This window comes from Murinocardiopsis flavida (assembly GCF_003014485.1).
GTDB lineage: Bacteria > Actinomycetota > Actinomycetes > Streptosporangiales > Streptosporangiaceae > Murinocardiopsis > Murinocardiopsis flavida.
Map to the genome: position 1 here is coordinate 1 of NZ_PYGA01000047.1, position 13,485 is coordinate 13,485.

Below are 13,485 nucleotides of genomic sequence, written 5' to 3' on the forward strand. Positions count from 1 at the left end.
CCGCTGCGACGTGCTGTTCGCGATGCTGCGCGACGGCTCCTTCTACCAACCAGCCACCACCCAAGCGGCTTGACAAAACCATAGAAGCACCCCCCCGCCCCGTGCTGTGGCCGCCGCCGGCGACGGCGGTCGCGCAACCCAGGTTGACATGACAGCTTCGCGCAACCTAGGTTGACACCATGGATGCTGTTCAACTGGCGGCGGCCGCTTCGGACACCTCGACCCCCGTACACGGTCTGCGTTCCGTCGCCTCGTTGCGCGCGCTGGTCGAGTCCTTGGAACTGCGGCAGGTGGAGGAGGCGCTGCGATTGGGCGAATCCTGGTCGACCATCGCCGCCGCGCTCGGGGTGACACGGCAGGCCGTCCACAAGAAGTACGCGAAACGACTGAGCCACGTCGACCCCATCGAAAGAGGTCAATGATGACGAACCCGTCCGCGAAGCCGGTCAACCGGAGCAAGGGCTTCGACCGCACCGTGATCGAGGGGGCCGCAAGCAACGAAGCGGTGCGCTCGGGCCACCCCGACGTCGGCTTCGAGCACCTGTTCCTCGGACTGCTCGTCAACGGCGGCCCGGGCGCCCTGCTGCTCATGGACGACGGCGTGGGCCTGGCCGGGGCGCGCGCGGCGATCGACGGGCTCATGCGCGAGGATCTCGCCCAACTGGGGGTCGACGTGCCCCTGCCGACACCGGAGGACACGTCCGGCACGGTGACGGCGGGACTGCTCCCGCTCACCCCCCGCCTGCGCGAACTCGTGGACGACTGCCCGACCGCCGGCGGCGACCAGGCGCTGCTCGCCGCGCTGATCGACGACGAGGGCGGCCGGGTCCGGCGGCTGCTGGACCGGCTGGGCACGGACGCCGACCGGATCCGCCGCGCCCTCGACGAGCCGGCCGGCGGCCAGGCGGGCCCGGCACCGTCCTCGGCCGACCGCGAGCCCGCCGCGTCCTCCGAGGCGGCGGCCGAAGGGTGGCAGTACGCCTCCTTCGAGCTTGAGGTGCCCGTGTCGGCCGAACGGCTCTGGGACCTGGTCGGCGACCCGGAGCGCCGGGCCGAGTGGGACCGGATGGCCGTGTCGTCGCGGCTGCTCGACGGCGGGGTCGTGGAGCTGACCCGCAAGGAAGGGGAGACGGCCCGGGAGTGGATCACGCACAGCGTCCCGGGCCGCGAGGTCACCTGGGAGCAGGAGGCCGCGCGCAGCGACATTCCGCCCAACGTGTTCCGGATCGCCATCGAGCCGATCGGCGACCACGCCCGGCTGCACCTGCGCCGAGGCGCGCGCAGCGCCCTTCGCGGCCGTATCGCCAACCGCGTGGTGCGGTGGTTCCTCCGCAACGACCTCCGGGCCCAGGCCCAGATCATCGCCCAGTCCGCCGCCTCGTAGCGGTTCCCGCCCGCCGACCAGCGAGCCCCCCATCGCCGCGGCGGGGCGGGGGTGGCGGGAGGTGGGGGAGCGGCGGGGGCGACACGCGGGTAACGAGTCCGTCTCCGTGCTGTTCCGGGCCTGATGCGCTGCGCTAGGTTGCCGACAGCGGATCGGCGGCTGCGAAATGTCCGTCCCTGCCCGGCAGGCCGGTGGAAATTTTCCCGCGGCGTCTCCGACCGTTCATCCGAATACGGTGTGCTACTGCCTTCGCACACAACGGTCGTTGACGACGAAAGGCTCCCCCGCATGCGCCGCAGCGCCGCCACGCAGCACCCCCTCAGACCCCCGTCGGCCGTGCGGGTGCGCGCGGCAGTGGCGGCCGTGCTCGTCGCCGGGACCGCGATGGCCGTCCTCGCGCCCGCGGCGGAGGCCGCACCCGACCAAACCCGGCCGCAGCCGCTGGACGAGCACTTCGACAACGTCGCGGTGTCCGAGGACACCGCCCCCGACAAGGGCGACTTCGACGGCGCGGGCAACAGCATCTCGGCGGCCGACCTGTCCGCAGCGGGCTGGGCCCCGGGCCAGACCGTGACGCTGGACCGCGCCGACCTCACCGTCCCCGCCGTCGCACCCGGCACCCCCGACAACGCCGTCGCCGACGGCCAGGCCGTGCAGGTCCGCGGGCGCGGCGACGCCGTGGTGTTCCTGGTCGCCGGCACCGGCGGCGACGCCAGCGGCACCGGGCGCATCGTCTACACCGATGGCGGCAGCGACGAGTACACGCTCGACGCCCCCGACTGGCAGACCGGCCCGCTCACCACCAAGGCGCTCGCCCTGCCGCACATGAACACGCCCGAGGGCACCCGCGACGCCAAGCTCCGGCTGTTCCCGGCGTCGGCACCGGTCGACCCGGACCGCACGGTGCGGCACGTGGAGCTGCCGCGCACGTCCGGGTCCGCGCGCATGCACGTGTTCGCGCTGAACCTGCGCACGCCCGCGAGCGACCGCACGGGCATCTGGTCGACCAGCACCTCCGGCTACGCGCCGGTGGGCCCGTGGGACGACCAGACGGTGCGGATGGTGGTGCACGCCGGAACCGGCGGGCACGCGCCGCGGCTGCGCTTCGACAACACCTTCGCCGCCGAACCGGTGGAGATCGGCGCGGCGACGGTCGCCGTCCAGGAGGAGGGCGCCACCGCCGAGCGCCGCCCCGTCCCGGTGTCCTTCGGCCGCTCCGGGATGAGCGTGCGGATCCCGGCGGGCGGGCAGGCGTTCAGCGACCCGATCGGGTTCCGGGTACCGAAGCAGGCGAACCTGCTGGTCAGCTTCCACCTGCCGGAACCGGTCCAGGCGGCCCCGGTGCACACCGCCGCAGCGGGGACCAACTACCTCAGCGGCGCGGGCTCGGGCGACACCACGGGCGAGCGCGGCGGGGCCACGTTCACCGAGAAGCTCGGGGTGTGGCCGTTCCTGACGGGCATCGACGTGCAGCGCGGCCCGGGGTCGGTCGTGGCGTTCGGAGACTCCATCACCGACGGCGTGGGATCGACGCCCGACACCGCGCGCCGCTGGCCCGACATCCTCAGCGACCGGCTGGACGCGCAGTCGCAGGTGCCCCGCTACGGCGTGCTCAACCAGGGGATCTCCGCCAACCGGGTGGTGACCGACCGCTACGACGGCGACGGCGTCAGCACCGACACCGGCGGGGTCAAGGCGGTCGACCGGGTCGACCGCGACATCCTCGCCCAGCCCGGCGTGCGCACGCTCGTCATGTCCGAGGGCGTCAACGACGTGCGCGCGGGCAGCTCCGCCGAGGAGGTGAGCGCGGGCATGAGCACCATCGCCGGACGGGCGCGCGAGCGCGGCATCCGGGTCATTGCGGCGACGATCGTGCCATGCGGCGGGTACAAGGACTGCACGGCCGACGTCGACCGCCGCAGGCAGCAGATCAACGGCTTCCTGCGCGACAACAGCGGGCCCGGCGAGACCTTCGACGCGCTGCTGGACTTCGACAAGGTGGTGCGCGACCCCGCCGACCCGACGCGGCTGCTGCCCGCCTACGACAGCGGCGACCACCTGCACCCCGGCGACGCCGGGCTGCGCGCCATAGCCGAGTCCATCGACCTCGCCCAACTCGACCCCGCCCGCCCCTAGGATGGCCGGTCGCACGTCTATAGGAAGGCCGGTCGGGGGCACCGGTCCGGCGTCCTGAAACAGGGTGTGCTTCGGACGTCGCTGCCGCGCAGCCGCCCGGCAGCCGTTCCCGGGTCCCCCCGCGGCCGGGCGCGATCCGGCCCCGCGGCACTTGGGACGGGATCAGGTGAGCGTGTAGAAGATCGTGTCCTGGGTGTACCAGCCGACGTTCTCTGTGGAGTACTCCCACTCCTTGTGCTCGGCATCGAGCGTGTCGCTGAGCCCTTGGACCGCGGACCGCAGGTCCGGGTCGACGCGCTCCATGACGGCGCGGTAGGCGTCGGCGGCCGGTTTGGCCTTGGCAAGCGGCAGATGGCCGACGGCCGGGTAACCGTTCTTCGAGCGCGGGATGGGCGGGAAGGCGTCGGGCGGTCCGCCGAAGAGGGAGCGGTGCGGGAGCAGGTCGGCCGACACACCGAGGCCTCGCAGCGCGTCGTCCACCCGGCCGAAGAACGTGTCCGGATCGGAGTAGGAGCCCAGACGGTCGGGGTCGGACGCGTTGCAGGCGATGATGTGCTGCAATGCGGACTGGTAGGCGTTGCCCGCCCATTCCGCGTCGGCCGCCGGATGCCCGGCTACCAGGTGGTCCAATGCGTGGGGGATGGACAGGCCCCAGTAGTATCCCTGCTCGTCGAGGCGGTCCTGTTGGGTCTGGGCGCGCTTGCGCATGGCGCCGAAACGGCGCTGCTGGATCGCGGTGAAACCGCCGTTTCCGCCGCCCAGATAGGCCAGGACGTCGGCCTGGTCGGCAGTGGAGAATGTGATGGTGCGTCGCATGGGGGCAATGGTGCCGAACGGCACTCCGGGTTGTCGAAGCGCGGCGCCTTGAGCTCAGCACCGTCCTGCTCCCGTACGCGCCCGGCGGCCCGGAGTGGGCCGCCGGGCGCGGTGGGGTCAGAACAGCATTCCGGGATCCGTTCCGCGCTCGTGGTCGAGCAGGTGGCGCTTGCGCTCGATGCCGCCGCCGTAGCCGGTGAGGGAGCCGTCGGCGCCGATGACCCGGTGGCAGGGCACGATGATCGAGATGGGGTTGCGCCCGTTGGCGAGGCCCACGGCGCGCGACGCCGACGGCTTGCCGAGCCGCTCGGCCAGTTCGCCGTAGGAGACCGTCTCGCCGAACGGGATGTCGAGCAGCGCGGTCCACACGGTGCGCTGGAAGTCGGTGCCCTCCATGTGCAGCGGCAGGTCGAAGACGGTGCGCTCCCCGGCGAAGTACTCGCGGACCTGGGTGATCGCGGATTCGAAGCCCTCGGCTGTGCGCTCGCCGAAGGTGTCGTCGGTGGGGCCGTGCCACCGCTCGATCATGTGCAGTCCGGAGAGCACGCCGTCGACGGCTGCGAGCGTGATCGGCCCGATGGGGCTGTCGATCACGGTGTAGGTGCGCCGGCCCTCCTTGGGCGGGCGGGTCGGTGTGGCGGTCATGCGTCGGTCCTTAGGGTCGTGGGTGTCCGGGGGGCGGGAGCCGGTTTTCGGATGAGGGCAGGTGTGTGGGTGTCGTCCGTGGTTCTCGTGCCGTGGGGGGCCGGTGTTCAAGTGAGGGCGGGTGTGTCGCGTTCGTGCGGGGAGCCGGCGCCATGTGGGTCCGGCGGGGGCGCGTCCGTGCGGGGAGCCGGGCCGTCAGGTGGGCAGCAGGTTGATGGGGTGGTCGCCGGTCGCCCACAGGTACTGCACCGCGTAGGCGCGCCAGGGGCGCCACGCCTCGGCCCGGCGGGTGAGCGCCCCGGGGGTCGAGGGCAGGCCCAGGTCGCGGGCTGCGAAGCGGATCCCGAGATCGGTGGGCAGGAACGCGTCGGGGTCGCCGAGCGCGCGCATGGCGACCGATTCGACGGTCCACGGCCCGATCCCGGGGAGTTCGGTGAGCCGGGCGCGCGATTCGGTCCAGTCGGCGCCCGTTCCGAGGTCCACCGTCCCGTCGGCGAGCGCCGCCGCCAACGTGGTGAGCGCGGCCCGGCGGGACGCGGGCATGGCGAGCGTATCGGGGTCGGCGTCGCGCAGCGCCGCCGCCTCGGGGAAGAGGTGGGTGAGGCCGCCTTCGGCGTCGGTGATCTCGCCGCCGTGCGCGCGGACGATGCGTGCGGCGTGGGTGCGCGCGGCGGAGGTGGACACCTGCTGGCCCAGGACCGCCCTGATGGCGAACTCGTCGGGGTCGACGGTGCGCGGGACCCTGCGGCCGGGCGCCTTGTCCACCAGCGGCGCCATGACCGGGTCGGCGCGCAGGTCGGCGTCGATGGCCTCGGGGTCGGCGTCCAGGTCGAGGAGGCGGCGGCAGCGGCTGATGGCGGCGGTGAGGTCGCGCGGGTCGGTGAGCGCGAGCCGCGCCGCGATGTGCTCCGGGCCGGGGCGCAGTGTGACGATCCCGGTGCCGTGCGGCAGGCGCAGCGTGCGCCGGTAGGCGCCGTCGCGCCATTCCTCCACGCCCGGAACCGCGGTGGCGGCGAGGTGCCCGAACACGTTGTCCGGGCACAGCGGGGCGCGGAACGGCAACCGCAGGTTGAGCGCGCCAGAGACAGGGGCGGGGGCGCGTGCGGCGGCGCGGCTGCGGAGCTCGGTGGGGGAGAGGGCGAAGACCTCGCGCACCGTGTCGTTGAACGCCCGCACGCTGGCGAAACCGGCGGCGAACGCCGCGTCGGCCATGCCCAGGGTGCTGGTCTCGATGAGCATCCGGGCGGTCTGGGCGCGCTGGGCGCGTGCCAGCGCCAGCGGCCCGGCCCCCAGTTCGGCGCGCAGCTGCCGTTCGACCTGGCGGACGCTGTAGCCGAGGCGGGCGGCGAGCCCGGGGACGCCGTCGCGGTCGACGGCGCCGTCGGCGATGAGCCGCATGGCCCGCGCGACCAGGTCGGCGCGTTCGTTCCATTCCGGTGATCCCGGTGTGGCGTCGGGGCGGCACCGCTTGCACGCCCGGAAGCCCGCCTGTTGCGCCGCCGCGGCGCTCGGGTAGAACCGGATGTTCTCCGGTTTGGGCATGAGGGCGGGGCAGCTCGGCCGGCAGTAGATGCCGGTGGAGGTGACCGCGGTGATGAACCAGCCGTCGAATCGGGTGTCCTTGGACTGCACGGCGCGCAGCCGCCCGGCCATGTCGGGGCTGTCGCCCCGCTCACCGGACGGGCGTTCCATGTTCCGGGTTCCTCTGTGCATACATCCAGCATCGCCGCTGGTCGTGTCGGAATCTAGCGAGAATACGACATCCGGGTCGGCGCTCCGCAGCCGCGGTCAGCCTGGGGCCGGTCAGCCCGGGGGCCGCGGTCAGCCCGGGGGCCGCCGTCAGCCAGCGGCGGAGGTCGGCGAGTGCGGTGCCGTCGATGGCCTGGACGACCTCCAAGGCGGTGATCGACCCCGCGGGGCGGGTGAGGGAGTAGCCGCCGACCTGGCCCGCGGTCGAGTGCACGATCCCGGCGTTGGACAGGGTCTGTAGGTGCTTGGCCGCCAACCGCGGCGACACTCGGGGCGCCGAAGCGCACCGGCCCTGACCTGCCCGTAGTGACTGTTGAGGTGCCGGTCCTGATTCCGGCCGTGGGGATGTGTTTCGGCGGTCGCTGCGCAGCGACCGCCGAAACACATCCTGATCGGGGCAGGCCAGACCGGCATCCCAACAGCCTCGTAGCCGCGGTGTGCCGCGCATTGCCCGCCTGCGATCCCCGGGTCCACACGAACCCGGGAATGCAGGCGGACACCCACCTGTCGTCCATCGACGCGGGCGCCTGGGCTCCGGTTGCTGCCGCCGGGTCGGCCGTGCGAGGACTACCGGGGGCGCAGTTCCGGCAGGAACGTCCGCAGCCACCGCTCTTTCGCTGCGGGCTCCGCGCGCAGCCGGTCCAGGATCCTGGCGCGGACCTCGGGGCCGCGCCCGTGCTCGACCAGGGCGACGGCCGAGGCGAGGGCCTTGCGCGTCTCGTCGTCGTGGCGGGGCTGCGCGACCGAGGGGTCGAGCCACCGGGTGCGCCGGAACGACGGGGTGATCTTGGGCTCGGCGGCGGCGAGATACTGCCACCGCCGCTCGTCCATGGAGACGTTGCGCACCGCGCGCGCAGGGAGTTCCGCGGTCCACTCGGCGTGCTGCTGCCAGCGCCAGGTGTTGGGGCTGGTGCGCCGGCGCCCGGTGACGCCGATGTAGCGCAGTTTGGTGCGGATGACGTCCCAGGGCGCCCGCTCCTCGGCGATCCAGTCGCGGAGGAGCCGGTGCAGGTTGCCGAAGGTGGAGCCGGAGGCGACCAGGTCGGTGAAGACCACCGGCCGGTCGCGGCGCATGAGCGCGGCGGGTGCGAGGCCGTCGGCGTCGAGGTTCACCCGCAGCTGCCGTGTCTCGGCCGGTGTGAGCCGTGCCCCGTCGCCCTGGTAGAGCGACAGCGGGAGCTGGCGGACCCGGTCCCGCCAGGACGTGCCGCTGAGGACCCCACTGAGCAGGTCGTGCAGATCGTCGGCCGAGCGGCCGACGAAGTACAGGTCGCCGTCGGCGCTCAGGGCGAGGATGCGCGCGGCGCAGTGCACCATCTCGTCCAGGTACTCGGGGAAGAACTCCGGTGTGCCACCGAGGAGCGAGCCGAGCTGGTCGCGGCGGACGAGGTCCCAGCGGAAGGGGCGGGTGGGTTCGGGGGATTCGGGTGGCATGCGGCGATTCAAACACGGACCGGCGACTGCGGACCTCCCACCAGGCGCAATGGCGTTGATCAGTGGGCGATGGAGTGCCCGTGCGCCCGGGTGGAGACGGAGGTTCACGCGACCTCGGGAGAAGGGGGTGGGCTGCCGCGACGGTAATCCACCCCCTTCACCCCAGAGCACCAGGGCCGTGAACAGGCCCTCGCACCGGTTGAATCCACGGCATTGGTGCCGGGCGTGCCCGCGCACCGGGGGGTGTGACTGATCCGTTACGGGATGGGATCGGGCTTTCTATTGATTATCGATAGAAACCTATTGATAATCGATGCATGCGTCAGTGTTTCATCTTCTTCCTCCGAGTCGCCGCTGTCGGGGCGATCCTGGTGGGGTTCTTCGGGCAGTTCGTGGTCATCCCGGTGTCGGCCGCCGACGAGGTCGACCGGTTCGCGGCGTACGCGCCCTACGCGGTCCCCTACACCGTGCTGGCGATCGCCGGAGTCGCCTGCGTCCAAGTCGCCCTCGTCGCGGTGTGGGTGCTGCTCGGCATGCTCCGGCGCGACGCGCTCTTCAGCGCCACGGCGTTCCGCTGGGTGGACGTCATCATCGGCGCCACCGTCGCGGCGACGCTGCTCACCGCCGGAGTCGCGGTGCACCTCGCCCTCGGCGACATCCCCGCCCCCCGCGGCAACATGCAGCTGGTCGGCGCGCTGGGCAGTGCGGTCGTGACCGCCGGCGGCGGGGCGGCCTTCGCGATGCTGCTCGTGCTCATGCGCGGCCTCCTGCGCAAGGCCACGGACTTGCAGACCGAGATGTCCGCGGTCGTCTGATGGCCATCATCGTCGACCTCGACCTGCAACTCGCCCGCCGCAACATGTCCGTCGGGGAGTTCGCCGAGGCCGTGGGGATCACCCCGGCCAACATCGCCGTGCTGAAGAACGGCCGCGCCAAGGCGGTGCGGTTCACCACCCTCGACGCCATCTGCCGCACCCTCGGCTGCCAGCCCGGCGACGTCCTTCGCTGGGTCCCCGACGACGAGCCCCCGCGGGAGTAGCGGCCCGGATGGACAGCGGATCGGGTCCGCCCGCGGGGGAGTGGGCAACGCCGCCGGGGCCGCTGTCGTTTCCGTCCAAGACGCCCGCTGCGGCCGTCCCTACCATGGGTGAGACAGGCGCCCGCCGCAGTGTGTCGGCCCGGGACCTGCGGTTCGGACAACGATTCACCCGGCGACCCCGTCGCCCGGCATGAGGAGAACAGCACGTGCGTGATCTGGTCTATACAGGGTTCGTGTCGCTCGACGGCGTTGTGGACTCCCCGGGCGGACCGGCAGAGGGGCACCGCAGCGGCGGCTGGGTGGCGGAGGGCATCGAGTTCCTGCCCGAGGCCTTCGCGCTGAAGGGCGAGGAGCTGGCGGACACGACGGCGCTGCTGTTCGGCCGCCGGAGCTACGAGGCGTTCGCGCCGATCTGGCGCGACTCCGACGACCACGCCGCCTACAAGGACCTGCCCAAGTACGTCCTCTCGACCACGCTGTCCGACGACGCGCTGGTCGAAGGGTGGGGGCCGACGACGATCCTGCGCTCGGCCGGCGACGTCGCCGACCTCAAGAAGAGCGAGGGAGGCGCGATCTTCATCCACGGCAGTGCCGAACTCGCCCGGCGCCTCGCGGACGAGGGCCTGATCGACCGGTACAACCTTCTCGTCTTCCCCGTGCTGCTCGGGGCCGGGAAGAGCCTGTTCAGCAGGGCCGACAAGGACAAGCAGATGCTGCGCCTCCGGGAGGCCGAGACCTACCCGAACGGCATCGTCAAGGTGATCTACGACGTCGGCTGATCCAGGTCCAGCGCGAGGGCACCGCCGGTGCCCTCGCGGAGCTGCCGCACCGTACGCCCGACGAATCGACGCAGCGCGCGGGCCAGGTGCGGCTCGTCGAAGTACGCGAGCCTCGTGACGACGTCCGCGCCCGGCACCCCGGCGGCCAGGAGCTCCGAGGCCCGGCGCGCACGCTCGATCTGCCGGACGGCGCCCTGGGTGAGTCCGGCGGCCGTGCGGAACCGGCGTTCGGCGGTGCGCCCTGACACCGCCAACCGGTGGCCGCGGAGGATCTCCGGGACGAGCGGGTCACCGACCACGGTCCCGGCGCGGACGAGCCGGTCGACCAGCGCCTCGGCGTCGTCGGGGCCCGGCGTCTCCCAGCGGTGGCCGTCCAGCCGGAAGCTCCCGCGGGTGGTGTCGGGCAGCTCGACCCCGCCGTCGACCAGAGTGGGCGTGGGCACGGCCCGGAGCGACCGGCCCACGGCGAACTCGATGCCGACGAAGGCCGCGCCTTCGGGCACCGGCGCGGCGCCGGTCCCGGTCTCGGGGCCGGTGATGGCCGCGTTCGCCCTGCCCTCGTGCTCCCAGAACACCAGGCCCCAGCGCGCCGTCGCGACGGACGTCATCTCCGCGACCTGATCGCTCGTGCAGGTCCACACGGTGTCGACCCACGGCGAATCGGACGCGCGCGTCTCGAACCGCAATCCCATGGGCGAACAGTACGCGCCGCCCGCCACGCGACGCCCGCGGCGTCTCCGCTGGGCACGGCCCCCGTTTCTCTCGGGGGTTCCTCAGGGACGGGTCAGGGGGAACCCCCGTTGCCTTCTGCCCGCCTGTGCTAGATTCTGGCCATGCGGCCAGAAAATGAGACAGACGGTCAACCGAAGCGGTCCTTCATCGAGCAGGCGCGCCGTGCCCAGATCATCGCCGCCGCCGTGGAGGTCATCGCGGAGGTGGGGTTCGTGAAGGCGTCACTGGCGCGGATCGCCGCGCACGCCGGCATCAGCAAGGGCGTCATCTCGTACCACTTCGCCGGAAAGGAGGAGCTGATGGCGCAGATCGTCACGCAGGTCTACAGCGACATCTCCGAGGCCGTGGTGCCCCGGATCCTCGCGGAGGAGAACCACAACGCCATGATCCGGCGGCACATCATCGCGGTGGCCGAGCACATGAGCGGCCACCGCGACCAGATCGCCGCGCTCGGGGAGATCTTCAGCCACCTGCGCAAGGACAACGGGGAGCCGTACTTCGACACGGACTCCAGCGCCCCCCTCTACGAAGGGCTCGAAGGGCTCTACCGCTCGGGCCAGGAGAGCGGGGCGTTCCGCGACTTCGACCCGCGCGTCATGGCCGTCACCCAGCAGTCGGCCATCGACGCGATGTTCGCCTACTGGGTCGCCAACCCCGGCCACGACCTCGACGCGCACGCCGCCGAACTCGCCGAGCTCTTCGACCGCGCGACCCGCGCATCCGACACCGACTGACACCCGCACCCGACGCATCCACGGGGAGACCAGAGCACCATGACCGAGCAGACCCGCCCGCCGCGCGACGCAGCGCCCCCCGTCCCCGCTGCCGCGCCGGCCCCCCGGCAGCGGCTCTACTACCTCGACAACCTGCGCATCCTGCTGACCGTCCTGGTCCTGCTGCACCACGTCGGCGTGACCTACGGCAACATCCCCCTCTGGTTCTACACCGAGCCCGCCGAGGACCCCTCGGGGGCCGCCCTCGACCTGCTGGTCGTCATGAACCAGATGTACTTCATGGGCTTCTTCTTCCTGATCTCCGGGTTCTTCACACCGGGATCGTTCGACCGCAAGGGCGGCCGGGCCTTCCTCCGCGGCCGGCTGGTGCGCCTTGGGATCCCGCTGCTGGCGTTCATCCTGCTGCTGCGGCCGATGGTGAACTTCGGCCTGTTCGACCCCGTGCGGGCGGCGTTCGCCGAGCAGGGGTCGGAGCTGCCGTACTGGCTGTTCTACGTCATCACCTGGGACCCGGGGCCGATGTGGTTCGCCGAGGTGCTGCTGGTCTTCGCCCTCTGCTACGCGCTGCTGCGGCGCCTGCGGCCGGGCCCGGCCGAGGGGCACGGTGCCGCGGCGGGGCGCGCGCCGGGGTTCTGGGCGATCGCCGGGTTCACCGTCGCACTGGGCGTCGTCAGCTTCGCGTGGCGGCTGCTGGTCCCCGCAGGGACCTTCTGGCCCGTCATCGGGCTGCCCACGCCGTCCCACCTGCCCCAGTACGCCGCCCTGTTCGTGGTGGGCGCGCTGGCGTTCCGCCAGGGCTGGTTCGCCGCGCTGCCGCGCTCGGCGGCCTGGATCGGGTTCGCCTCGGCGGCAGTGGGGCTGGCGGTGTTCGCGTCCGGCGGGATGCTGCTCACCACGGGGCGGCCCCCGCAGCTCCTCGCCGATGCGCTGGGCGAGTCCATTGTCGCGGTCGGCCTGATCGTCGGCCTGCTGGTGCTGTTCAGGGAGCGCTTCAACCGGCAGGGCGCGGCCGCGCGGTTCCTGTCCGACCACGCGTTCACGGTGTACATCATCCACCCGCTGATCCTGGTCGGGCTGGGATACGCGTTCTCCTGGCTGGACGCCGCGGCGATCGTCAAGTTCGGGATCGTCGCCGCGCTCTCCATCCCGCTGTGCTGGGGCGCGGCCTACCTCGTCCGATCGCTGCCCTACGCCAAGCGCGTCCTGTAGGGGACGCTCGACACCCGTGCGGCGGGCGCGGCCTCAGGGCGGCGCCCGCCGCCGGCGCCGCGACCGCGCAGGGTCGACCCGCCGATGCCCGCAGCAGGGCCCGGCCGCGACCCCGGCGGCCGGGCCGCATCTTCGCCCTCTCCCGGACACCGATGATTTCCCGCCCGGCGCACGGTCCACCACCGGGGATGCATTCGCGAACTGATGGGAACGGCTCCATGGGACAGCTGGTCGTGGTCAACTTCGTGTCGCTGGACGGCGTCATGCAGTCGGTCCTCTCCGCGGACGAGGACCGGGACGGCGGGTTCGACGAGGGCGGCTGGGTGCTGCCCTACGTCGACGACGTCGTGGAACAGGTCATGAGCGAGGCCACGGCCGGAGCCGGCGCGCTGCTCTTGGGGCGCAGGACGTATGAGATCTTCGCCGCCACCTGGCCGTACGGCGACATGGACGATCCCGCCGTCGCGGCGATGAACGCGATGCCCAAGTACGTCGCCTCCCGCACGCTCACGGACCTCCCGTGGGCCAACTCCGTTCTCCTCGGCGCCGACCTGGCGGCGGAGGTCGGCCGGGCCAAGGCCGCGACGGAGGCGGAGACCGCGGTCCTGGGCAGCGGCGATCTGCTCCGGACGCTGATCGGGCACGACCTCGTCGACGAGTACCGCCTGCTGGTGTTCCCGCTCATCCTGGGCGGCGGCAAGAAGCTCTTCGCCGACGGCGGGATCCCGCGCCGCCTGACAGTGAGGATTAGCCGTGGCATCGCCCGGAGGTCTGACTCTCCGCCTGACTGACGCTTCGGTTGTCCTTCTGGGGAATCGTCGGCCTGCC

General features: G+C 72.4%; 15 protein-coding genes. 9 read left to right on the plus strand and 6 right to left on the minus strand.

Annotated features, from left to right (window positions below; translation table 11 throughout):
* The first annotated feature begins 179 nt into the window (after nt 1–179).
* The 3 genes from CLV63_RS32500 (at nt 180) to CLV63_RS32510 (ending at nt 3,520) form a co-directional block, all read left to right on the plus strand.
* A complete protein-coding gene (locus CLV63_RS32500) occupies nt 180–422 on the plus strand; it encodes a hypothetical protein (protein ID WP_106587087.1) in 243 nt (80 codons plus the stop codon).
* Nucleotides 419–1,384 (plus strand): SRPBCC family protein, encoded by a 966-nt coding sequence (locus tag CLV63_RS32505; RefSeq protein WP_245929299.1) that lies wholly within the window; start codon nt 419–421, stop codon nt 1,382–1,384. Before CLV63_RS32500 ends, CLV63_RS32505 begins: the two co-directional genes overlap by 4 nt.
* Nucleotides 1,385–1,672: 288 nt before the next feature.
* Nucleotides 1,673–3,520 carry an SGNH/GDSL hydrolase family protein gene (locus CLV63_RS32510; protein ID WP_211301592.1) on the plus strand — a complete coding sequence of 616 codons (1,848 nt, stop codon included), beginning with the start codon at nt 1,673–1,675 and terminating at the stop codon, nt 3,518–3,520.
* Between the two features lie 162 nt (nt 3,521–3,682).
* On the opposite strand, the gene CLV63_RS32515 is transcribed toward CLV63_RS32510, so the two are convergent.
* The 5 genes from CLV63_RS32515 to CLV63_RS32535 form a co-directional block, all read right to left on the minus strand.
* Complete coding sequence (locus tag CLV63_RS32515) at nt 3,683–4,336, minus strand: DUF7691 family protein (RefSeq protein ID WP_106587089.1); 654 nt, start codon at nt 4,334–4,336, stop codon at nt 3,683–3,685.
* A 117-nt stretch (nt 4,337–4,453) separates the two neighbouring features.
* Nucleotides 4,454–4,981, minus strand: a complete 528-nt coding sequence (locus CLV63_RS32520; RefSeq protein ID WP_106587090.1) for a methylated-DNA--[protein]-cysteine S-methyltransferase — start codon at nt 4,979–4,981, stop codon at nt 4,454–4,456.
* 195 nt (nt 4,982–5,176) lie between these two features.
* On the minus strand, nt 5,177–6,673 hold the full coding sequence (locus tag CLV63_RS32525; RefSeq protein ID WP_281260786.1) for an AlkA N-terminal domain-containing protein: 1,497 nt from the start codon (nt 6,671–6,673) through the stop codon (nt 5,177–5,179).
* On the minus strand, nt 6,654–7,178 hold the full coding sequence (locus tag CLV63_RS35340; RefSeq protein WP_106587091.1) for an Rrf2 family transcriptional regulator: 525 nt from the start codon (nt 7,176–7,178) through the stop codon (nt 6,654–6,656). Before CLV63_RS35340 ends, CLV63_RS32525 begins: the two co-directional genes overlap by 20 nt.
* A gap of 119 nt (nt 7,179–7,297) precedes the next feature.
* Entirely contained in the window at nt 7,298–8,164 is an 867-nt protein-coding gene (locus CLV63_RS32535) for a hypothetical protein (protein ID WP_106587092.1), read from the minus strand.
* A gap of 317 nt (nt 8,165–8,481) precedes the next feature.
* On the opposite strand from CLV63_RS32535, the gene CLV63_RS32540 reads away from it, so the two are divergent.
* From CLV63_RS32540 to CLV63_RS32550, 3 genes are all read left to right on the plus strand, one after another.
* Complete coding sequence (locus CLV63_RS32540; protein WP_106587093.1) at nt 8,482–8,979, plus strand: DUF2975 domain-containing protein; 498 nt, start codon at nt 8,482–8,484, stop codon at nt 8,977–8,979.
* On the plus strand, nt 8,979–9,203 hold the full coding sequence (locus CLV63_RS32545) for a helix-turn-helix domain-containing protein (protein ID WP_106587094.1): 225 nt from the start codon (nt 8,979–8,981) through the stop codon (nt 9,201–9,203). Before CLV63_RS32540 ends, CLV63_RS32545 begins: the two co-directional genes overlap by 1 nt.
* 206 nt (nt 9,204–9,409) lie before the next feature.
* Nucleotides 9,410–9,982, plus strand: coding sequence for a dihydrofolate reductase family protein (locus CLV63_RS32550; protein ID WP_106587095.1), 573 nt, complete (start codon nt 9,410–9,412; stop codon nt 9,980–9,982).
* Here the strand turns inward: CLV63_RS32550 and CLV63_RS32555 are convergent.
* A complete protein-coding gene (locus CLV63_RS32555) occupies nt 9,967–10,674 on the minus strand; it encodes a helix-turn-helix domain-containing protein (protein WP_106587096.1) in 708 nt (235 codons plus the stop codon). The genes CLV63_RS32550 and CLV63_RS32555 overlap by 16 nt on opposite strands.
* Nucleotides 10,675–10,815: 141 nt before the next feature.
* Between CLV63_RS32555 and CLV63_RS32560 the strand changes: the two genes are divergently transcribed.
* The 3 genes from CLV63_RS32560 (at nt 10,816) to CLV63_RS32570 (ending at nt 13,448) form a co-directional block, all read left to right on the plus strand.
* The gene (locus tag CLV63_RS32560; protein ID WP_106587097.1) at nt 10,816–11,448 is read left to right on the plus strand and encodes a TetR/AcrR family transcriptional regulator; all 633 of its coding nucleotides are present in this window, start codon (nt 10,816–10,818) and stop codon (nt 11,446–11,448) included.
* A gap of 39 nt (nt 11,449–11,487) precedes the next feature.
* A complete protein-coding gene (locus CLV63_RS32565; RefSeq protein ID WP_106587098.1) occupies nt 11,488–12,657 on the plus strand; it encodes an acyltransferase family protein in 1,170 nt (389 codons plus the stop codon).
* A 218-nt stretch (nt 12,658–12,875) separates the two neighbouring features.
* The gene (locus CLV63_RS32570; protein ID WP_106587099.1) at nt 12,876–13,448 is read left to right on the plus strand and encodes a dihydrofolate reductase family protein; all 573 of its coding nucleotides are present in this window, start codon (nt 12,876–12,878) and stop codon (nt 13,446–13,448) included.
* Nucleotides 13,449–13,485 lie beyond the last annotated feature (37 nt).